Here is an 18,870-nt window from a genome sequence, read left to right as displayed (position 1 = left end):
AAGCCCATCACCACGTCTTACTTTTGCAAGAACTGGGCGAAGTTCACGCCGGTGCCAGTAGGGCGCACGTCCTGCAGGAAGGAATCTTTGTCCGCGCTCAACTCCAGGCTCATGGTCGGCGTCCGTTTGTGCGTCGCCCGTACCACCATGCCTTCGCGTTTTTCGCGCAAGAATGCGGTGGTTACCTTCAGGTGAAGCAATTCGTCGGTGCTCGGGTTATGCAACAACAGGTGAACCCATTCGTACTGACCGACGGCCAGACGAGCCAGTGGAATATCAAACCACCAAATATTTTTATTGGTGTTGAGCGTAGCGAAATGGCAGTTGTTAACGCCCAATACCGCGCCACCCAATTCCTGATTTCTGCGGGCAATGGCCTGCTTTTTATCGAGTTTCATAACCTTCCTACAATTTTGGTTCTTCAGCGCCGTAGCCTGAATACGTCGCGCATTCTCGGGGGTTCGCGGGCAAACATAAAGCCCAACCTGCGTGGAGCGACGAAATGTTCGACACAAATAAATGAAACTCTACGCGAACACAGTGGGTCAACTCTTATGTCGAGGTAATGACAACCAACATTTCAGCAGGAGAAATCCCATGAGCAGCACTGGCGATAAGATCAAAGGCAAAGCGAACGAAGCTGTAGGTAATGTCAAACAAACCGTCGGTAAAGCGACTGACAATGACAAGCTGCGTGCCGAAGGCAAAGCGCAGGAAATCAAAGGTGAAGGTCAGCAAGCCGTAGGCAAAGCCAAGGACGCGGTCAAGAACACCGTCGACAAGGCCTGATTACACCCTTGCAGCCGGTGCGTCGGGCATCGGCTGCACGCTAAAACGGCCATCCTCGTGATGGCCGTTTTTGCACACGTGTTTCCAATGTCGCCAATTCAGCTACTTTTGAGGTAAAACCCTTACCTTGAATATTTGTCTGACTTACACATTAATTATTTAAGCGGCGAAAGGAGACGCTATGTTATTTCCGGTCTTGAAAGGCCTGCCTTTGGGCAAAGTTCTGGTTCGTACGGTCAAAGAGTTTATTGACGACGAGATGTCGACGTATGCGTCGGCGCTGGCCTATCAGATGCTTTTTTCGCTGTTTCCTTTCATTCTGTTTTTGATCGCGCTGATTGGCTTTCTGCATTTGCCCGACTTCTTCAGCTGGTTGCGGTTGCAGTCAGAGCTGGTATTACCCCCCCAAGCCCTCGAATCGGTCAATCCGGTGATCGATCAGTTGCAGCAATCCAAAGGTGGATTGGTCTCGATCGGTATCGTCATTGCGCTCTGGACCGCTTCTGCCGGCGTGCGGTTGATGATGAGCGCGATGAATGCAGCGTATGACGTAGTAGAAGGGCGTCCGCTCTGGAAGCGTCTGCCGCTGTCGATTTTTTACACCATCGGGATTGCCGGCATGCTCTTGGCTGCCGCGGCACTGATGGTGCTAGGGCCACAGGTCATGAGCTGGCTGGCAGGGCAGGTGGGGCTGGAGGACTTTGTGGTCACGCTGTGGACCATCCTGCGTTGGCCGGTGATCATTTTGCTGCTAATGGTGGCCGTCGCGGTGATGTATTACGTGATGCCGGATGTGGAGCAGAAATTCCGTTTCATTACGCCGGGTTCGGTGCTGGCCGTGGTGGTGTGGATTGTGGCTTCGCTGGGCTTTGCGTTTTATGTCAAAACCTTCGCTGATTACAACGCCATGTATGGCAGTATCGGTGCAATCATCGTGTTGCTTTTGTACTTCTATATTTCCGCTGCCGTCTTGCTGCTCGGCGCTGAGATGAACGCTGTTATCGAACACATGTCTGCCGAAGGCAAGGATCCCGGAGAGAAAACCTTCGATGAGTCCGAAGATCCTGATCCAAAACAGCATGTCTCCGGACTGGGCCGCGACCACTCCCTTCCCTCCACTTCAGATGAAGCCTGATTATGATTCGTGAAATCTTGAAAATGGGTGACGAACGCCTGCTGCGTGTAGCCAAGCCCGTGCCTGCACACATGTTCGACACACCTGAACTCTGGCAGTTGATCGACGACATGTTGCAGACGATGGAGCATGCGGGCGGGGTCGGCCTGGCTGCGCCGCAAATTGGGGTTGACCTGCAAATGGTTATTTTCGGATTTGAGCACAGCGAGCGCTACCCCGATGCTGAGCCCGTGCCGCAAACTATCTTGCTTAATCCCCTGATCACGCCCCTCACCCCGGCCCTCGAAGAAGACTGGGAAGGCTGTTTGTCAGTACCGGGTCTGCGCGGCGCAGTAGAACGTCATCAGCACATTCGTTACGAAGGCTTCGATCCCAAAGGCGAGCCGATCGTACGCGTAGCCGACGGTTTTCATGCTCGGGTGGTTCAGCATGAATGCGATCATCTGATCGGTCGTCTGTACCCATCGCGCATCAAGGACTTCAACAAGTTCGGCTTTACTGAGGTGCTGTTTCCGGAGTTGGTATCAGGTACGGACGAGTAATGCCCATCGCTATCATCGCTTTATTGCGTTGATAGCGAATCAGGCGCTCGAACAACACGTGCGGCAAGTCTTCGGCCATACAGAATCCAATCCCTTCGTAGAAGCTTTGCAGTTCAGGGTCGCAGAACAACCATACCGGCGCCCCTTCGGTCGATGACACTGCGGCATCGACCAACGAGCGGGCGATACCGCGCCCTCGCACATCCGGTGCGACAAACAACCCCGTCAACCAGTAGCCATGGGCGGCTGGCCGCAAACACAAGGCTGCGACGACTTCCTGCTCTCGGGCTACCCACAGTTGCGCGTCTTTACTCGCTTTCATCGAGGACTGATGGGTGCGGTAAAACTTGTTCATTAAAGGCCATAAAGGCGCGTCAAGTTGGGCGTAAGCAATGGCGGTCATAAGTCCGGAATCGTGGCTCAAAGGCGTGCGCAGTATATACAAAGAGAACGCTTGATTCGTTGAGCGTCACGCAGAGGCGTTTTCAGGGGTTGAGGGCTGCATCACAGGCTGATGGCATTTTGCTTGCGGCTCTGCTCAGGCTGGCTATGCTCAACGTCTGCGGGGGCTGGATCAAGCGTGCTTAAATCCCCGAGAGGCGTAATCTCTGCCTATGAGAGCCGAGTGCGCAGGCGGTTTGTTGTGTTTTGAATGGTGTGAATTATCAATAGACAGCACCCCTAGGGATTGAGCCATGTTTGATTTTCATCGCAAAGCCGACCTCATCGAAAACAGACGTCTTAGCTGCTCGCTCGATCAAATGCAGGCCAAGATTCTGGCGATCAGTCGCTCAATGGCCATGATCGAATTTGCCCCGGATGGCACCATTCTGGATGCCAACGATCATTTTTGCCGGGTGACGGGCTACGCCCTCGACGAGATTCGCGGCAAGCATCACCGTATCTTCTGCGAAGAGCCCTATACACGAACCACCGAATACGCAGCCTTCTGGCGTGACCTGGCGGGCGGTCAGCCGATGAGCGGCACCTACTTGCGTCTCGACAAATCTCGCCGCGAAGTCTGGCTGGAAGCCAGTTATATGCCGATATTGGACGCCACGGGTCAGGTCGTTTCAGTGATCAAAGTCGCCTCGGATATCACTCAGCGGGTGAATAAAGAACACGAAAACCAGAGCATTGTGAATGCGCTGAGTCGCTCTATGGCTATGATCGAATTCTCACCCGATGGTCGGGTCATTCATGCCAATCAAAACTTTCTCGACACCGTGCATTACTCCCTGACCGAAATTGTTGGTCAGCACCACAGCCTGTTCTGTCGACAAACCGAGAGTGAGTCGGCCGAGTACCGAGCTTTTTGGGCCTCACTCAATCGCGGTGAATACCACTCCAGACGTTTTGAGCGGATCGACAAGTACGGTCATACGGTGTTTCTGGAAGCGTCCTACAACCCGATTTTCGATGCCAAGGGCCGTTTGTATAAAGTCGTCAAATTTGCCAGCGACATAACCGCTCAGGTCACCCATCTGCAAGCCGCGGCAGAATCAGCCCATAGCACGTCGGTGCAAAACGACGCCTGTGCACAGAAAGGCTCGCACGTGGTGCAGCAAACGGTGCAGGTGATTGAGGCGATCTCCAAAGACCTGAATGAGGCCGCGCAAAGCATTGACGCTGTCAGCAAACAATCCGACATCATCGGCAAAATAGTGCAGACCATTCGCGGCATTGCCGACCAAACCAACCTGCTGGCGCTCAATGCGGCCATTGAAGCGGCGCGGGCGGGTGAGCATGGGCGCGGCTTTGCGGTCGTGGCCGACGAGGTCAGAAGCCTGGCGGCGCGCACCAGCGCGGCAACCGTAGAGATTGTCGAAGTGGTACGCAAAAACCATGATTTGTCGCTGAGCGCCGTTACCAGCATGCAGTCCAGCTTGAGCCGAACTGGACTGGGGGTTTCACTGGCAAACGAAGCGGGTGAGGCGATCCTGGAAATCCAGCAAGGCAGCAGGCATGTGGTCGATGCCATCAGCCAGTTCAATTCAACCTTGCAGTTGCAATAATGGCCTGGCTCGCCAGCGCAAGCCTTTAGCTGCTTTCGCGCACCATCAATTCAAAGCCCATGTCCTGCACCGGAACGGGCACTTTATTACCGGCCATCAGCACCAGCATCTGTTCTGCTGCCCGGCGGCCTATTGCTTCGCGGGGCGTGCGAATACTGCTGAGTCGCGGCACCATAAACTCTGATGAGGGCAAGTCGTTGAAGCCCAAGATGGCGATTTGCTCAGGGATTTTAAGGCCGATCCGGGCGGCTTCCAGCAAGGCACCTTGGGCAAGGTCGTCATTGCCGAAAAAGATTGCATCTACTTGAGGCTGGCTGGCCAGCAACTGCAAAAACAACTCGCCACCCAAGCCGACAGAGGAGGGGCGTGGTGTCAGGATTTCGAGATCAGGGTTATATAAATCGGCCTCCTGCAACGCGCGACGGTAGCCTTCGCCACGCAGCAGAGTGCGCTGATCAAGTTGCGCGCCAATGTACGCCAGGCGCCGACGGCCACGTGAAATCAAATGCCGTGCCGCGGTCTCACCCGCCTTGATCTGGGAAAACCCCACGCAATTTAGCCCTGCCCCGGCGTCCAGTTCCATCATGTACACGCAGGGCACATTACTGCTTTCAATCATGCGGCGTGAGCTTTCAGAGCGATCGAAGCCGGTCAGCAATAAGCCGCGAGGCTGGTAAGCCATATAGTTGCGCAGCAGGTTTTCTTCTTCATCGCGGGAGTAGTGAAAGTTACCGATCAACACTTCAAAGCCCTTGGGTCGCAACACGTCATGAATGGCTTCGAGGGTGTCGATAAACAGTAGGTTGGACAAAGATGGCACCAACACCACGACGGAATGACTTTGCGCCGAGGCGAGCGCCCGGGCTGCGGGATTGACCACATAATTGAGTTCGCTCGCCGCCTTGCGTACTTTTTCGGCCAGCTCAGTGGCCACGCTACTGATTCCGCGCAAGGCACGCGATGCCGTGATCGGACTGACGCCTGCGAGCCGGGCCACTTCATTAAGGGTGGGGCGCCCCGTGGTTCGGGTGTTTTTATCGTTTTTAGAGGAGGTCATCGGGGTGGCTTGCCAAACAAAAAACAAGTCACTAAGGTAGCGCTGTCCGCGCGTGCCCGCAATTGCCTGATTGCGTGCAGGCTTACTACCCCAGCTTTGTATGTCGAGAGCGATACCGCGTCTCCCCATAAAAATGAGAATTAGACGTCGGTAGCCTGTGCTTTGTGCTTTGCTTTCAAGTATTGAACGCATGAATAAAGACAGCGCTGTCTACGGACTGAGGTGTTTCATGAGTCAACCTATCACTGCCCTGGTCATCATGGGAGTTGCCGGCTGCGGCAAATCCAGCGTGAGCGAGGCGTTATGTAATCGCAATGGCGCCATCCAGATTGAAGGTGATTCATTTCACCCTGCGGCCAACATTGAAAAAATGAGTGCCGGCATTCCCCTTACCGACGAAGACCGCGCCGGCTGGCTTGACAGCCTGTGCGTAGAACTTCGTCGTGCCGTTGAGAGCGGTGAGCGTCCAGTTCTGACCTGTTCGGCACTCAAATTGCGTTATCGCGAGCGTTTGCGTAACGCTGTCGATGGTTTGGGTTTCGTGTTTCTGGAACTCACCCCTCAGGTTGCTGCAGAGCGCGTGAGTCATCGTCCAGGGCACTTTATGCCTTCGACGTTGATTGACAGTCAGTTCGCCACGCTGGAGTCGCCAACGGGTGAACCCCTTGTCTTGACATTGGACGCGACGAAAATGGACATCGACGAGTTGGCGAAGACTGCCGCCTCTTGGTGGGATAAACACAGAGTACCGGCAACCTCATGAAGTTGTTTCAAATAGATAGCGCTATCCGACTCAGCTACGGCTGTACATTCGCCCTAAATAACAAGAACAAGTCAGGAGAAGCCCCATGTTAGGCATGTCTCACAATACCTTTCTGCTGTTAGATGCAGTGGTCACCATCATCGGCCTGATCGTTTTGATCACCCGATTCAAGTTGCACCCGTTTATTGCCTTGATCATCGCGTCCGCGTTTCTGGGGCTGACAGCAGGCATGCCGGCCAATCTGATTATCAAATCGTTCCAGGACGGCTTTGGTGGCGTGCTGGGTTTTGTCGGTATCATCCTGGCGCTGGGTACCATGCTGGGCAAAATGATGGCCGACTCAGGCGGCGCTGATCAAATCGCGCGAACCCTGATCCGTGCCTTCGGCAAAGATAAAGTGCAGTGGGCCATGATGTTTGCGGCCTTTCTGGTTGGTATCCCGCTGTTTTTCGAAATTGGCTTTGTGTTGCTGATTCCGCTGGTCTTTATTGTTGCGCGCCGTACCGGTGTGTCGATCATCAAAATTGGTATCCCGTTGCTCGCCGGCTTGTCGGCAGTGCATGGCCTGGTGCCGCCGCATCCAGGCCCATTGCTGGCCATTGGCGTGTTCGGTGCTGATATTGGCAAGACCATCCTTTACGGACTGATCGTGGCGTTGCCTACGGCGATCATTGCCGGGCCGATTTATGGCACATTTATCGCCAAGTACATCCCGGGCCATGCCTCTCAGGAGTTGATGGATCAGCTGGCCAGTGAGCCCGAATCCAGCACGCTGCCAAGCTTTTCGATCACCTTGATCACCGTGCTGTTGCCAGTGTTTCTGATGTTGCTCAAGACGTTCGCGGACGTTGCTTTGCCGGATGGCAACTTTTTCCGGGTCTGGATGGACATGATCGGTCACCCGATCAGTGCTCTGTTGCTGGCGTTGCTGTTGGCGCTCTACACCTTTGGTGCGCGTCAAGGGATCGACTCCAAGCGCATTCTCAAGCTGCTTGACGCCAGTTTGGCCCCGACTGCCGCGATTATTTTGATCATTGGTGCGGGCGGTGGTTTCAAGCAGATGCTGGTCGCCAGCGGGGTGGGTGACGTCATCGGCCATATGGCGGTAAACGCGCAAATTTCGCCGATTCTGCTGGCATGGCTCGTGGCGGCGGTCATTCGTATTGCGACCGGTTCTGCCACCGTGGCGACCATTACGGGTGCAGGTATCGTGTTGCCGGTGGTGGACATGATTCCGGGCGTGAATCGCGAACTGCTGGTGTTGGCGACAGGGGCAGGGTCGTTGATTTTGTCTCACGTTAACGATGCGGGGTTCTGGCTGGTCAAGCAGTACTTCAACATGACCGTGGCCGAAACCTTCAAAACCTGGACTGCGATGGAAACCATTCTGTCGGTGGTAGGTTTGATCTTTATCTTGCTGCTGTCTTTGGTGGTCTAACCACCGTAGACCTGCAGGAGCGCGCTTGGCCAGCAAGCCGCTCCTGCAGTCTGTTTAACCGGCGCTCACGCCATCTGCGCGGAACATGGCGCGAATCCCCCTCACGGCCTGACGAATTCGATCCTGGTTTTCAATCAGGGCAAAGCGCACGTGATCGTCACCATATTCGCCAAAGCCTACGCCGGGTGAGACACAGACCTTGGCCTCGGCGAGCAGTTTTTTGGCAAATTCCAGTGAGCCCAAGTGTGCGTAGGCCTCTGGAATCTTGGCCCAGACATACATCGACGCCTTAGGGTTCTCGACCATCCAGCCCAACTCATGCAGCCCTTTGACCAGTACGTTACGGCGCTGACGGTATTGTTCGGCAATATCCTTGACGCACTGTTGGTCGCCTTCCAATGCCGCAATCGCCGCCACTTGCAGCGGGGTGAAGGTGCCGTAGTCGTGGTAACTCTTGATACGTGCCAATGCGTTGACCAGCTCGGCGTTACCCACCATAAAGCCAATACGCCAGCCTGCCATGTTGTAGCTTTTGGACAGAGTGAAGAACTCCACCGCAATGTCTTTGGCGCCCGGAACTTGCATGATTGAAGGGGCTTTCCAACCGTCATACACAATGTCGGCGTAGGCCAAGTCGTGTACCACCAGCACATCGTACTGTTTGGCCAGCGCCACCACGCGTTCGAAAAAATCCAGCTCGACACACTGCGCCGTCGGGTTGGACGGAAACCCCAGAATCATCATTTTAGGCTTGGGGATCGAGCCCCGAATGGCTTTTTCCAGTTCGGCAAAGAAGTCGACGCCCGGGATCAGCGGCACCGAGCGTACTTGGGCGCCGGCAATCACGGCGCCGTAAATATGAATCGGATAGCTGGGGTTTGGTACCAGCACGGTGTCACCCTGATCCAGAGTGGCCAGCATCAAGTGCGCCAAACCTTCCTTGGAACCAATGGTGACGATGGCTTCCTGTTCCGGGTCAATTTCAACGTTGTATCGGTCGGCGTACCAACGAGAAATCGCTCGCCGCAGGCGCGGGATGCCTCGTGAAGTGGAGTAGCCGTGCGTGTCCTCACGCTGGGCGACGGTGCAGAGCTTTTCGACAATATGCGGCGGGGTCGGGCCGTCAGGGTTGCCCATGCTGAAGTCGATAATGTCCTCACCACGGCGCCGTGCAGCCATTTTCAGCTCGGCCGTAATATTGAAAACATAAGGGGGGAGTCGATCGATGCGCGCAAAGCGTCGCGGCGAACCTTGGTCTGCCATAAGTGCCTCAGATACGTAAGCGCCCGGAACCGTCCGAGCGACGCGACCACTGCGGTGGTCTGGGGAAAACAATAAGGGCAATGATGGCTTTTTGTCTAGTTGCGATAGTTTTGCAGCGACCCCAAGGGTGAAACCACGCGTTTAGCTTGCCTGTTGATGTTCACCCGGAACTGGGGGCAGTGTAAAAATCAGACGCCGTTCACCGCGATAGGCGTCGCCGGACTCGACCCAGCCCTGGCTCAGGTAAAAGGCCAGCGCGCAGGCGTTGAAGGGGCTGACCGAAAGCATCAGCTGGCGTATCTCCGGCCAGATTTGGCGCACCGCGTCGGGGAGGGCATGCAGACAGATTTTACCCAACCCATGACCCTGTAAGCGTTCGTCGACCTGGAGTGCATGCAAAGTGGCACTGTCAGCGTCAGCCCAATGCGCTAAAAAGGGGTAGCGCTTGAGCAGCAAAAAGGCGACGGGCCGATCATCGACCAGTAATACAAAAGCTGTAATGGCGGGATGAGGTTGGCGTAGAAGAGAGTGCAGTGCGGATTCGACCGTGCCGCAGAAAGCAATTTGTTCGGCATGAACCTTAACTTCATGCAATTGCACGCGTTGCTCGGGTGTCAGGAGATCGTAGGCACAGAGGCGGGTGTTCATGCGCAGGGTTCTGTCGAGAAACGATGGGCAGTCAGAGGCAAAAGACAATGACCTAGAGAAATAAACGCTAGTGTCTACTCATCGGGGTGCTAAATACAGATATTCCCATCGGTCAGTCCAGGTTCTCTGAGCACTGAGCATAAAAAAACCGCCTTGTTCATGAAGAACAAGGCGGCGGGCATCGAGGGATCTCAAGTGTCTTGTTTGTTCTCTAGAACTTCGCCAGTCGCTGCGTCGATTTTTACATCCCACTCGATATTTTTGCTGTCGCGCAGTTCAACTTCATAGACAAGTTTGCCCAGCTTTTTGTCCAGTTCAGTGTCGGTAATGGTTGCGCCGGGGTGTTGCTGAATAGCAATTTGATTAAGTTGTTCAAAAGGCTTGATTTGTTTCGATTGGAGCAAGTCCGGAATCTTGTCAGGGCGCACATCGGCTTGAGCAACGCCTGCAGCCAGTGTCAACGTCATTGCGGCGAACAGTACATTAAGTGCTTTCATGTTTGACCCTCTTGGGTGAGTTGTTTAAGTGGGCTCAGGTTAACCGTCGCAACTTAATTCATCCTTAATTTTGAGCCTTATCTTTAACTTTCAAGGGGGGCGGGTTGCAGTGGGCTCGGTTCGAAATGTATCGGCGGTCGGTAATGCAGCATTGAAATAGGCTTGCGCGCGACCTGGCCGTACCTCCACTCCAAAACATTTAGTTCAGACCCTATGGAGCCTTGCGCACAAAGTGCTGATGCATTTGCGAGGTCAGGCTCTCTATTCGCTCGGTGAGCTGTTTGGTTATTTCGGTTAAACGAGTATTTTGCTCCAGCAATTCCATTATTTTTTCCGTGGTTTGTGCGGCGGCGGCTTGTCGCTCTGTATTGGCCACGGCCAGCGCTTCACGGTGTTGGGCGTCGGCATCCGACTGAGCTTTGTCCCGTGCCGCCTGACGGGTTTGCGCAAGCAGTATCAAGGGGGCTGCATAAGCTGATTGCAGGCTGAAGGCCAGGTTCAAAAGGATGAAGGGGTAGATATCAAAGTGCGTCACGCCAAACAGGTTCAGGCAAACCCAGATCACAACGATCAGGGTTTGAGCCCCGAGGAAGGTGGGTGTGCCAAAAAAACGGGCAAAGGCCTCGGCTTTCAAGGCAAAGGTGTCATTGCCAAATGTGGGCTCCAGATGCGCGTGGGCGCGATGGAAGCGCAAATGATCAACCTTCTTGCCTGTCTGAGCTGTATTCGTTATGTCAGCGTGGGAAGTGTTCATACGCGTTGAGTCTCGCTTCAAGTGCTTAAAGGATCAATCGGTGCTGAATTCAAAAGCATGTCTGCGGCACCGGTGCTGATCTTGTTGCGGCCTGTTTTTTTCGCAATGTACAACGCTTTGTCGGCTTCATTGAGCCACGCAGACGCGTCTTCATATTCAAGTCGATAGGACGCCAGGCCAACGCTAAGACTCACCCGCAGTTCGGGTTCCTCGGGGAGCCTGAAGTCACAGAATACCTGGCTCACTCGCTCCATTATTTCCTTGGCCTGGTGCAGCGAGCGATTGGGCAGAATGATGCAAAATTCATCCCCGCCGTAGCGTCCGGCCAAGTCTTCAACGCGCAGGTTTTGCTGAAGCTCCTTGCTCAACTGGCGCAGCACACCGTCGCCCACCAGATGCCCAAACGTGTCATTGATGAGTTTGAAATGGTCGATATCAATCAGTGCAAGTGTGGCAGTGGATTGGTTTTGCTGGCACTTTAGGAATTTCAGCTGCAAGAGGTCTTTCCATGAGCCGTGATTGAGCAGCCCGGTGAGGCTGTCGGTGCGACTCAACGCTCTAAGTGTGCTTTTGTGCTCTGCCAGTTTGATCGCCAGCCCATAACTGACCATACCGACTGAAAAGGGATAAAGGATCAGCACAGGCAGGCAGGCATAGACTTGAAGGTTAGAGGTGTGGGTGTTCAAAGTGGCACCAAAAAGCAGGCAGGAAACAAGCGCGCCGATGACTTGTGCCACTACTCCACGCAGCAGCAGTTTGGGGCCTCCTGCGGCGACGTTGTGCATCATCATCATCGATACGATGATGACAGTGAGAAGGGGGTTGAACTGACTGCTTGCCGCCCAAAATCCCCCGCCCAATGAGTCGAGCAAAATATTACGGCGCTCAGCTTTGTAAGGGTAAGCCGAACGGGATGACAACTGAAAAGCCAGGTGCGGCCATATCAACGCATTGGCCAGCAGCAGCACCCACGTCCATAGCGGGATGTCTAGCGGGTAGAGAAAAGCGATGAGTGCGAGTCCGCCAAACCCCGAGCCAATGGCCCTAGGTGCATAGATCCGCCGTGCGAACGACAAGCCTTTGCCTCTTTGATTATCCATAGTTATCTGCGCAATATGTTTAGGCACAAAGCCTGGCTATGCCCACTACTGCACCAGCCCGGTGGAATGAAATCACCTTTGACGCTCCCGGGTGTTAAAAGCAAGCGCAATTATATTTTTCCGTCGAGGGGTAGTAGCCATATGCCATTTAACGCGTCTGATAATGAGGACCTTAAGCCTGCTAAGGAGCATCAAGGGCGCTTTCAAAATGAGCGAGTCACGCCCGCGTTCAGTCTCTTCAAAACCGTGGCTATTTTTTGGAAGTTGTTGTTTCATAAACCCGCCAATACCCGACCAGCCGATGTTATTCCTGTCAGGCCGTTAACCCGTCAAGAGCTTGAAGCGGCTGCGGACCACAGCGTTTACCGTCTTGGCCATTCAACGATGTTGTTGAAACTCAATGGCAAGTTTTGGCTGACGGACCCGGTGTACGCCGAACGTGCGTCACCTTTTCAGTGGGCTGGTCCCAAGCGATTCCATGCTCCGCCCATAAGTCTGGAAGAGCTGCCCCCTTTGCATGCTGTGATTCTTTCGCACAACCATTACGACCATCTCGATCAAAAAACAGTGTTGCAGTTAGCAGCCAAAACTCGACATTTTCTGGCGCCGCTGGGTGTAGGTGACCTGCTCGTGAAGTGGGGAGTGGCGCATGAAAAAATTCAGCAATTGAACTGGTGGCAGGAGACGCAGCTCGAAGGTATTCGCTTTATCGCGACACCGAGCCAACACTTTTCGGGGCGAGGACTGTTTGACCACAACCAGACCTTGTGGGTGTCCTGGGTGATGATCATCAATGATGTGCGGATATTTTTCAGCGGGGATTCGGGTTATTTCGACGGTTTCAAACAAATAGGCGAACGGTTTGGTCCCTTTGACCTGACCTTGATTGAAACGGGTGCCTACAACCTCGACTGGCCCGACGTACACATGCAGCCTGAGCAGAGTTTGCAGGCTCACATTGACCTCAAAGGCCGCTGGTTGTTGCCGATTCACAACGGCACCTTTGATTTGGCTTTCCATGCCTGGCATGAGCCATTTGATCGTATCGTGGCGTTGGCAGAGCAACGTAATGTGCTCATTACAACGCCAGTGATGGGTGAGGCCTTCAATCTGTTTAAGCCGCACAAGGGGCGTGCCTGGTGGCTTGATGCGCAGGCCCAGGCAGTTCCCTCGCACAAGTAGGCACAATGGGCAGTGTTGGGGGAGGCGTTACTCGATCAGGGCGAAGTCTTCGCGGCCAATCGGGTCTGGGGTTGTACCCCGAATGTTGCCGCCCCGGCCAGGTGCGAACCCTGGAAAGAAGACCAGACCTTGTGCTTCCAGGCTGTATGCCAACGCCAGGCGCGTGACATCGCGTATTGCCTCTCCGGCCTCAAAGCGTTGAATGGCGGGAACTGAAACCTTTGATTGCTGACTCAGTTGTTCGAGGCTCCAACCGAGCATTTCACGGGCTTGCGCGCAGTGCAGTGCAGTAAATTGATTAATGATGATGCGCTCAAATGTGCTGCGCATGGCTGAGTTGGGCATGGGGATTCTCCGGGCTGAGTCGATGCTTGAAAATACACTGTGTTTTTATACAGTTGTTTTGTGCGGCCATCAAACTCATTTTTCTGATCGATGCTGAGGGAGAATCATGGCCCGTGGCCCGGTTCAGGCGGAGTACAGTCCGAGTCATGGTCTAAATTTTCGATTAATGTTTTCGATAAACCGCGTGCAATAAAAAGGGCCGCCCTGAGGCGACCCTTTTAAACGTTGACGAACAGCGAGTCAGGGATCAATCCCAGCTCAATGCGCCGCCAGTCTGGTACTCGATAACCCGTGTCTCGAAGAAGTTTTTCTCTTTCTTCAAGTCCATGATCTCGCTCATCCATGGGAATGGGTTGGTGGTGCCTGGATACTCTTCTTTCAGGCCGATTTGCGACAGGCGGCGGTTGGCGATGAATTTGAGGTAGTCCTCCATCATCGCAGCGTTCATGCCCAATACACCGCGTGGCATGGTGTCACGTGCGTATTCGATTTCCAGTTGAGTGCCTTGCAGAATCATCTGCGAAGCTTCTTCCTTCATTTCGGCGTCCCACAGGTGCGGGTTTTCGATTTTGATCTGGTTGATCACGTCGATGCCGAAGTTCAGGTGCATGGATTCGTCGCGCAGGATGTACTGGAACTGTTCTGCAACGCCGGTCATCTTGTTGCGACGACCCATCGAAAGGATCTGGGTAAAGCCGCAGTAGAAGAAGATACCTTCCAGCACGCAGTAGTAAGCAATCAGGTTACGCAACAACTCTTTGTCGGTTTCGACGGTGCCGGTTTCGAATTTCGGGTCGGAGATGGAGCGGGTGTACTTCAGGCCCCAGGTGGCTTTTTTAGCAACCGATGGAATCTCGTGATACATGTTGAAGATCTCGCCTTCATCCATGGCCAACGATTCGATGCAGTACTGGTAAGCGTGGGTGTGGATCGCTTCTTCGAACGCCTGACGCAGGATGTACTGGCGGCATTCCGGGTTGGTAATCAGGCGATACACGGCCAGCACCAGGTTGTTGGCAACCAGGGAGTCGGCAGTGGAGAAGAAGCCCAAGTTACGCATTACGATGCGGCGCTCGTCGTCGGTCAGGCCTTCTGGGTTTTTCCAGAGGGCGATATCGGCGGTCATGTTGACTTCTTGCGGCATCCAATGGTTTGCGCAACCGTCCAGGTATTTCTGCCAGGCCCAGTCGTACTTGAACGGTACAAGCTGGTTAAGGTCAGCGCGGCAGTTGATCATCATCTTTTCGTCAACGGCTACACGGGCACTGGCGCCTTCGAGTTCCGCCAGGCCTTCAGCGATGTCCAGGTCGTCCAGTGCAGCCTTGGCGCGTTTGATCGCTTCGGAGTCAGTTGCAGTGACGACACGGGCTTCCTGAGCCGCAACGCCGCCAGCAGTGTCCAGACGGTCCATGTTGGCTTCTGTGGCGTGACCAGCATTGGCGCCTTTGGCGGCTACTTCGCCGTCTTCTTTATCGAATTCGTCCCAGCTCAGCATGACGTGTCGTCTCCTGCGTGAGGGCCTGCGCCCGTGTGGTAACACTGAATGTTTGGTTGTCACACGGCCATAGGCCACTTGGATCTAAGAAATGTTGCTGCAGTAGCGATGTACGCACGCAAAAACATGAATTTATTCGGGGGTTGTCCCGCTGCCGCTGAGGGGATGCGGTATGTGTTGCATCTCACCTCGGCCCACAAGGCCGGGCGCGCGTGGCTTACAACCCGCTTAAGGGATATTGCTGCCCCTTAGGAAGGCGCCAGTATACGGCTTTTGTACAGGGTATTTCAGCCAGTTTTTTTTGCTAGGATGCGACGAAATGACCTAATTTCAGGCTGGGCTTCGGCAGGGCTGGGGCTGGACGAGATTCGGTCTGCAGAAAGTTCAAGGCGTGGGGCAGGCGGCACAAGGGTTGTGCGCAGGAAGCAGGGGAGAAGTGGAGTAGGAGTGGAGCGAGTTTTACATCAGGCTGACTAAGCCCGGTCGAAACCGGGCGTTAAGTCGATGCGGTATCAGCCTAAACGATGACCGTTCGTGCGGTCATAACCATCCTCTGCAAAGGCGGCAGAGCGTGTGCTGTCATAACCGTCTTCAACATAAAAGACAGAGTGGGAGTTCTCCACACCCTCTTTTGAAACCGTCACGTGCTGTAAGCTTTCGTAACTTTGCGCCGCGAAAGACGCACTTGCCAATACCGATATGCCTATGGCCAATACCAGTGAGCGATCCATTTATCGATGTCCTGACAGGGGGCGTTTAATGATGAGTTCGCCCGAGTGATGTATATAAAAAACTATTAGTTGCAGTCTACAAAGTTGGTATTAACCGTTGGAGCAACCATTACCCATGACGCGGTATTCAAGGGTATGTTTCATGCCCTGGGAGTCTTCGTAGACCATTTGCGCCGGCACGACTTCACAGACATTGGGGATTTCGCTCATGGAAATCACTTTGGCAATGTCCAGTTCGGAAGAGTAAGAGTAGTGCTCAACAGCCGGTGGCTGGCTGGAAACTGGAGTGTTAACTTCATCAGCCATGGCGGTAAAACACACACTGCTGAGGGCCAGAACTAACAACGCTTTCATTGATCGATACCTTTAATTTGGTCGAGTAGGGTCACGCAACCCTTGTGAGGCTGCGTGTAAAACTAAGTCATAAAGAGCGACTAAACTTACCTTCGTGGGGGCAGTAACTTGCGTTAATCGCAGTGCCTTGGTGGGCGAGATGAATTTTATGCCTGTGCCGTACGGGTATATAGAGGGACTTTTGATAAAGACTGTTGACAGATCTTGCAATAATCAGGTCGGGCAGCCTTTTGTCCGGCATGTTTTTCATGACATGCACTGAGGGTGATACGGCTGTAAGTACTGTCCTTGAGCGGTCGCTGCAAAAGCTATGGGTTTTCTACCGATTGCTTACTACCAACGTCGAATGGAAGTCGCGCCACGCCCCGGCTACAACAAGGGAAAACAACAACTACAAACATTGAGGTATGAGACATGAGTGCCGCTTCCCTGTACCCCGTACGCCCGGATGTTGCCGCCAATACGCTGACCGACGAGGCGACTTACAAGGCGATGTATCAGCAGTCCGTCGTCAACCCCGACGGGTTCTGGCGCGAGCAAGCCAAGCGTCTCGACTGGATTAAGCCGTTCACGACCGTCAAGCAAACCTCTTTTGACGACCACCATGTCGATATCAAATGGTTTGCGGACGGCACTCTCAACGTTTCTTACAACTGCCTCGATCGCCACCTTGCCGAGCGCGGTGATGAAATCGCAATTATTTGGGAGGGCGACGACCCTTCCGAGCAGCGTAATGTCACCTACCGTGAACTGCACGAAGAAGTCTGCAAACTGGCCAACGCGTTGCGGGGACAGGATGTGCACCGTGGTGACGTGGTGACGATCTATATGCCGATGGTGCCCGAAGCCGTGGTGGCCATGTTGGCCTGTACCCGCATCGGCGCTATTCATTCGGTCGTCTTCGGCGGCTTCTCGCCAGAAGCCTTGGCTGGCCGCATCATTGACTGCAAATCCAAAGTGGTGATCACCGCCGATGAAGGTGTGCGTGGCGGCAAGCGTACAGCGCTCAAAGCCAACGTCGATGTGGCATTGACCAACCCTGATACCTCAAGCGTGCAGAAAATCATCGTGTTCAAGCGTACCGGTGGCGACATTGCCTGGTACAAGCACCGTGACATCTGGTACCACGATTTGATGGCGGTGGCCTCGACACACTGCGCCCCTAAAGAAATGGGCGCTGAAGAAGCGCTGTTTATCCTTTATACCTCCGGCTCCACGGGCAAGCCCAAAGGCGTACAACACACCACAGGCGGCTACCTGCTTTATGCGGCGCTGACCCACGAGCGGGTTTTCGATTACCGTCCGGGCGAAGTGTATTGGTGCACGGCGGACGTAGGCTGGGTCACCGGACACACCTATATTGTTTACGGCCCCTTGGCCAATGGTGCGACCACGCTGCTGTTTGAGGGCGTGCCGAACTATCCGGACATCACCCGTGTGTCGAAAATCGTCGACAAACACAAGGTCAATATCCTCTATACGGCGCCAACCGCCATTCGCGCGATGATGGCCGAGGGGCAGGCCGCCGTTAAAGACGCGGACGGTTCCAGTTTGCGCTTGCTGGGTTCAGTGGGTGAACCGATCAACCCTGAGGCCTGGAACTGGTACTACACCACCGTGGGTAAAGAGCGCTGCCCGATCGTGGACACTTGGTGGCAGACCGAAACCGGCGCTTGCATGATGAGCCCGTTACCTGGGGCTCACGCACTAAAGCCGGGTTCTGCGGCGCGTCCTTTCTTCGGGGTAGTTCCGGGGCTTGTCGATAACCTGGGCAATCTTATTGAAGGCGCGGCCGAGGGCAATCTGGTCATTCTGGATTCATGGCCGGGTCAGGCGCGCACCTTGTATGGTGATCACGATCGCTTCGTCGACACCTACTTCAAGACGTTCAGCGGCATGTATTTCACCGGTGATGGCGCCCGCCGCGACGAAGATGGCTATTACTGGATTACCGGTCGTGTGGATGATGTGCTGAACGTCTCCGGCCACCGTATGGGCACGGCGGAAATCGAAAGCGCAATGGTGGCTCATCCTAAAGTCGCCGAGGCGGCCGTCGTCGGTGTACCTCACGACATTAAAGGGCAGGGCATCTACGTCTACGTCACCCTTAACGGCGGCGAAGAACCCAGCGAAGCCTTGCGTCTTGAGTTGAAAAACTGGGTACGCAAGGAAATCGGTCCGATCGCTTCGCCGGATGTTATTCAATGGGCGCCGGGTTTGCCAAAAACCCGCTCGGGCAAAATCATGCGCCGAATTTTGCGCAAGATTGCAACCGGTGAGTACGACGGTTTGGGTGATATTTCCACCTTGGCTGATCCGGGTGTGGTGCAGCACTTGATTGATACCCATAAAGGCATGAAGGTCGCGTAACGTCCTTTTTTGTCTGATCAAGCCCCTCCCGGCACAGCCTGGCGGGGCTTTTTTTTGGGGATTGTGGGGGTTAAAGGTGTGCAGGATGTTACCTGTCGGTGTAACCGGCTGCGCCAATGTGTGGCATAGAGACACCAAAAGCCCTGTTTTAGAGCGGTTTGAGGGGCGATGGGAGATAAGATGAAACGCTACACTTGCCGGAATAGAAGGCTTTGCGAATAATAGGCCCGCTATTTGCAAATCACTTAGGTTGTATGTTTTTTGCTCTTGCATGAATTTGAAGAGCTGTCAATTGCTAGAGTCGCCTTTTTCGGTGCATCTGTAATTTGTTGTCGCATTGAAGAAATAACGGCTTGAAGCCTGTCGTTAGAATGCCCCTCACCCGCTCGTCT

The 18,870-nt window shown here is 54.2% G+C and carries 20 protein-coding genes and 1 pseudogene; 9 read left to right on the top strand and 12 right to left on the bottom strand.

What is annotated here, in order from left to right:
- Nucleotides 1–17: 17 nt before the first annotated feature.
- A complete protein-coding gene (locus ACI7MX_RS00390) occupies nt 18–398 on the bottom strand; it encodes a hypothetical protein (protein ID WP_122783432.1) in 381 nt (126 codons plus the stop codon).
- 199 nt (nt 399–597) lie between these two features.
- Here ACI7MX_RS00390 and ACI7MX_RS00385 point away from each other — a divergent pair, with 199 nt between their 5' ends.
- The 3 genes from ACI7MX_RS00385 to def all read left to right on the top strand — a co-directional run bounded on the left by ACI7MX_RS00385 (nt 598) and on the right by def (nt 2,466).
- On the top strand, nt 598–789 hold the full coding sequence (locus ACI7MX_RS00385) for a CsbD family protein (protein ID WP_314484782.1): 192 nt from the start codon (nt 598–600) through the stop codon (nt 787–789).
- A 181-nt stretch (nt 790–970) separates the two neighbouring features.
- Complete coding sequence (locus ACI7MX_RS00380) at nt 971–1,924, top strand: YihY/virulence factor BrkB family protein (RefSeq protein WP_314484778.1); 954 nt, start codon at nt 971–973, stop codon at nt 1,922–1,924.
- A 2-nt stretch (nt 1,925–1,926) separates the two neighbouring features.
- A complete protein-coding gene (gene def, locus ACI7MX_RS00375) occupies nt 1,927–2,466 on the top strand; it encodes a peptide deformylase (RefSeq protein ID WP_405586404.1) in 540 nt (179 codons plus the stop codon).
- On the opposite strand, the gene ACI7MX_RS00370 is transcribed toward def, so the two are convergent.
- Nucleotides 2,420–2,869, bottom strand: coding sequence for a GNAT family N-acetyltransferase (locus tag ACI7MX_RS00370; RefSeq protein WP_405586407.1), 450 nt, complete (start codon nt 2,867–2,869; stop codon nt 2,420–2,422). The two genes, def and ACI7MX_RS00370, sit on opposite strands and share 47 nt — an antisense overlap.
- Before the next feature lie 292 nt (nt 2,870–3,161).
- On the opposite strand from ACI7MX_RS00370, the pseudogene ACI7MX_RS00365 reads away from it, so the two are divergent.
- Nucleotides 3,162–3,935: pseudogene (locus tag ACI7MX_RS00365) on the top strand (PAS domain-containing protein); the annotation flags it as partial.
- Nucleotides 3,936–3,986: 51 nt separating this feature from the next.
- Nucleotides 3,987–4,481: a methyl-accepting chemotaxis protein gene (locus ACI7MX_RS00360; protein WP_405595979.1), complete on the top strand. Its 495-nt coding sequence runs from the start codon at nt 3,987–3,989 to the stop codon at nt 4,479–4,481.
- Nucleotides 4,482–4,506: 25 nt separating this feature from the next.
- On the opposite strand, the gene ACI7MX_RS00355 is transcribed toward ACI7MX_RS00360, so the two are convergent.
- On the bottom strand, nt 4,507–5,538 hold the full coding sequence (locus ACI7MX_RS00355; protein WP_314484767.1) for a LacI family DNA-binding transcriptional regulator: 1,032 nt from the start codon (nt 5,536–5,538) through the stop codon (nt 4,507–4,509).
- 229 nt (nt 5,539–5,767) lie between these two features.
- Here ACI7MX_RS00355 and ACI7MX_RS00350 point away from each other — a divergent pair, with 229 nt between their 5' ends.
- Entirely contained in the window at nt 5,768–6,301 is a 534-nt protein-coding gene (locus tag ACI7MX_RS00350) for a gluconokinase (RefSeq protein ID WP_405586410.1), read from the top strand.
- An 85-nt stretch (nt 6,302–6,386) separates the two neighbouring features.
- Nucleotides 6,387–7,739 (top strand): GntP family permease, encoded by a 1,353-nt coding sequence (locus ACI7MX_RS00345; RefSeq protein WP_314484763.1) that lies wholly within the window; start codon nt 6,387–6,389, stop codon nt 7,737–7,739.
- Between the two features lie 54 nt (nt 7,740–7,793).
- On the opposite strand, the gene alaC is transcribed toward ACI7MX_RS00345, so the two are convergent.
- The 5 genes from alaC to ACI7MX_RS00320 form a co-directional block, all read right to left on the bottom strand.
- Nucleotides 7,794–9,002 carry an alanine transaminase gene (alaC, locus tag ACI7MX_RS00340; RefSeq protein ID WP_314484760.1) on the bottom strand — a complete coding sequence of 403 codons (1,209 nt, stop codon included), beginning with the start codon at nt 9,000–9,002 and terminating at the stop codon, nt 7,794–7,796.
- 141 nt (nt 9,003–9,143) lie between these two features.
- Nucleotides 9,144–9,650, bottom strand: a complete 507-nt coding sequence (locus tag ACI7MX_RS00335) for a GNAT family N-acetyltransferase (protein ID WP_405586413.1) — start codon at nt 9,648–9,650, stop codon at nt 9,144–9,146.
- A 191-nt stretch (nt 9,651–9,841) separates the two neighbouring features.
- Nucleotides 9,842–10,147 (bottom strand): PepSY domain-containing protein, encoded by a 306-nt coding sequence (locus ACI7MX_RS00330; RefSeq protein ID WP_314484754.1) that lies wholly within the window; start codon nt 10,145–10,147, stop codon nt 9,842–9,844.
- 211 nt (nt 10,148–10,358) lie between these two features.
- Nucleotides 10,359–10,901: a DUF1003 domain-containing protein gene (locus ACI7MX_RS00325; RefSeq protein ID WP_314484751.1), complete on the bottom strand. Its 543-nt coding sequence runs from the start codon at nt 10,899–10,901 to the stop codon at nt 10,359–10,361.
- A gap of 17 nt (nt 10,902–10,918) precedes the next feature.
- Nucleotides 10,919–12,001 (bottom strand): diguanylate cyclase, encoded by a 1,083-nt coding sequence (locus tag ACI7MX_RS00320; protein WP_405586415.1) that lies wholly within the window; start codon nt 11,999–12,001, stop codon nt 10,919–10,921.
- 141 nt (nt 12,002–12,142) lie between these two features.
- Between ACI7MX_RS00320 and ACI7MX_RS00315 the strand changes: the two genes are divergently transcribed.
- Nucleotides 12,143–13,183, top strand: coding sequence for an MBL fold metallo-hydrolase (locus ACI7MX_RS00315; protein WP_314484745.1), 1,041 nt, complete (start codon nt 12,143–12,145; stop codon nt 13,181–13,183).
- 27 nt (nt 13,184–13,210) lie between these two features.
- Here the strand turns inward: ACI7MX_RS00315 and ACI7MX_RS00310 are convergent, their stop codons facing one another.
- The 4 genes from ACI7MX_RS00310 to ACI7MX_RS00295 all read right to left on the bottom strand — a co-directional run bounded on the left by ACI7MX_RS00310 (nt 13,211) and on the right by ACI7MX_RS00295 (nt 16,108).
- Entirely contained in the window at nt 13,211–13,528 is a 318-nt protein-coding gene (locus ACI7MX_RS00310; protein WP_314484742.1) for a helix-turn-helix transcriptional regulator, read from the bottom strand.
- Nucleotides 13,529–13,775: 247 nt separating this feature from the next.
- A complete protein-coding gene (locus ACI7MX_RS00305; RefSeq protein ID WP_405586418.1) occupies nt 13,776–15,023 on the bottom strand; it encodes a ribonucleotide-diphosphate reductase subunit beta in 1,248 nt (415 codons plus the stop codon).
- 512 nt (nt 15,024–15,535) lie between these two features.
- Nucleotides 15,536–15,754: a heme utilization protein gene (locus ACI7MX_RS00300; RefSeq protein WP_314487846.1), complete on the bottom strand. Its 219-nt coding sequence runs from the start codon at nt 15,752–15,754 to the stop codon at nt 15,536–15,538.
- 90 nt (nt 15,755–15,844) lie between these two features.
- Complete coding sequence (locus ACI7MX_RS00295) at nt 15,845–16,108, bottom strand: DUF2790 domain-containing protein (protein ID WP_314487849.1); 264 nt, start codon at nt 16,106–16,108, stop codon at nt 15,845–15,847.
- A 414-nt stretch (nt 16,109–16,522) separates the two neighbouring features.
- Between ACI7MX_RS00295 and acs the strand changes: the two genes are divergently transcribed.
- Nucleotides 16,523–18,478 carry an acetate--CoA ligase gene (acs, locus tag ACI7MX_RS00290; RefSeq protein ID WP_314487852.1) on the top strand — a complete coding sequence of 652 codons (1,956 nt, stop codon included), beginning with the start codon at nt 16,523–16,525 and terminating at the stop codon, nt 18,476–18,478.
- The last annotated feature ends 392 nt before the right edge of the window (nt 18,479–18,870 follow it).

The organism is Pseudomonas sp. 2024-210 (assembly GCF_045062345.1).
Lineage (GTDB): Bacteria > Pseudomonadota > Gammaproteobacteria > Pseudomonadales > Pseudomonadaceae > Aquipseudomonas.
Note: the sequence above shows the minus strand (reverse complement) of the source record. Positions and strands in the feature narration are given on the sequence as shown.

What these genes read in the sequence shown, in the direction of transcription:
- def (WP_405586404.1), top strand. Translation starts at nt 1,927, where the DNA reads ATGATTCGTGAAATCTTGAAAATGGGTGACGAACGCCTGCTGCGTGTA.
- ACI7MX_RS00380 (WP_314484778.1), top strand. Translation starts at nt 971, where the DNA reads ATGTTATTTCCGGTCTTGAAAGGCCTGCCTTTGGGCAAAGTTCTGGTT.
- ACI7MX_RS00355 (WP_314484767.1), bottom strand. Translation starts at nt 5,538, where the DNA reads ATGACCTCCTCTAAAAACGATAAAAACACCCGAACCACGGGGCGCCCC.
- alaC (WP_314484760.1), bottom strand. Translation starts at nt 9,002, where the DNA reads ATGGCAGACCAAGGTTCGCCGCGACGCTTTGCGCGCATCGATCGACTC.
- ACI7MX_RS00310 (WP_314484742.1), bottom strand. Translation starts at nt 13,528, where the DNA reads ATGCCCAACTCAGCCATGCGCAGCACATTTGAGCGCATCATCATTAAT.
- ACI7MX_RS00385 (WP_314484782.1), top strand. Translation starts at nt 598, where the DNA reads ATGAGCAGCACTGGCGATAAGATCAAAGGCAAAGCGAACGAAGCTGTA.
- ACI7MX_RS00305 (WP_405586418.1), bottom strand. Translation starts at nt 15,023, where the DNA reads ATGCTGAGCTGGGACGAATTCGATAAAGAAGACGGCGAAGTAGCCGCC.
- ACI7MX_RS00390 (WP_122783432.1), bottom strand. Translation starts at nt 398, where the DNA reads ATGAAACTCGATAAAAAGCAGGCCATTGCCCGCAGAAATCAGGAATTG.
- ACI7MX_RS00320 (WP_405586415.1), bottom strand. Translation starts at nt 12,001, where the DNA reads ATGGATAATCAAAGAGGCAAAGGCTTGTCGTTCGCACGGCGGATCTAT.
- acs (WP_314487852.1), top strand. Translation starts at nt 16,523, where the DNA reads ATGAGTGCCGCTTCCCTGTACCCCGTACGCCCGGATGTTGCCGCCAAT.
- ACI7MX_RS00370 (WP_405586407.1), bottom strand. Translation starts at nt 2,869, where the DNA reads ATGACCGCCATTGCTTACGCCCAACTTGACGCGCCTTTATGGCCTTTA.
- ACI7MX_RS00345 (WP_314484763.1), top strand. Translation starts at nt 6,387, where the DNA reads ATGTTAGGCATGTCTCACAATACCTTTCTGCTGTTAGATGCAGTGGTC.
- ACI7MX_RS00300 (WP_314487846.1), bottom strand. Translation starts at nt 15,754, where the DNA reads ATGGATCGCTCACTGGTATTGGCCATAGGCATATCGGTATTGGCAAGT.
- ACI7MX_RS00315 (WP_314484745.1), top strand. Translation starts at nt 12,143, where the DNA reads ATGCCATTTAACGCGTCTGATAATGAGGACCTTAAGCCTGCTAAGGAG.
- ACI7MX_RS00325 (WP_314484751.1), bottom strand. Translation starts at nt 10,901, where the DNA reads ATGAACACTTCCCACGCTGACATAACGAATACAGCTCAGACAGGCAAG.
- ACI7MX_RS00295 (WP_314487849.1), bottom strand. Translation starts at nt 16,108, where the DNA reads ATGAAAGCGTTGTTAGTTCTGGCCCTCAGCAGTGTGTGTTTTACCGCC.
- ACI7MX_RS00330 (WP_314484754.1), bottom strand. Translation starts at nt 10,147, where the DNA reads ATGAAAGCACTTAATGTACTGTTCGCCGCAATGACGTTGACACTGGCT.
- ACI7MX_RS00335 (WP_405586413.1), bottom strand. Translation starts at nt 9,650, where the DNA reads ATGAACACCCGCCTCTGTGCCTACGATCTCCTGACACCCGAGCAACGC.
- ACI7MX_RS00350 (WP_405586410.1), top strand. Translation starts at nt 5,768, where the DNA reads ATGAGTCAACCTATCACTGCCCTGGTCATCATGGGAGTTGCCGGCTGC.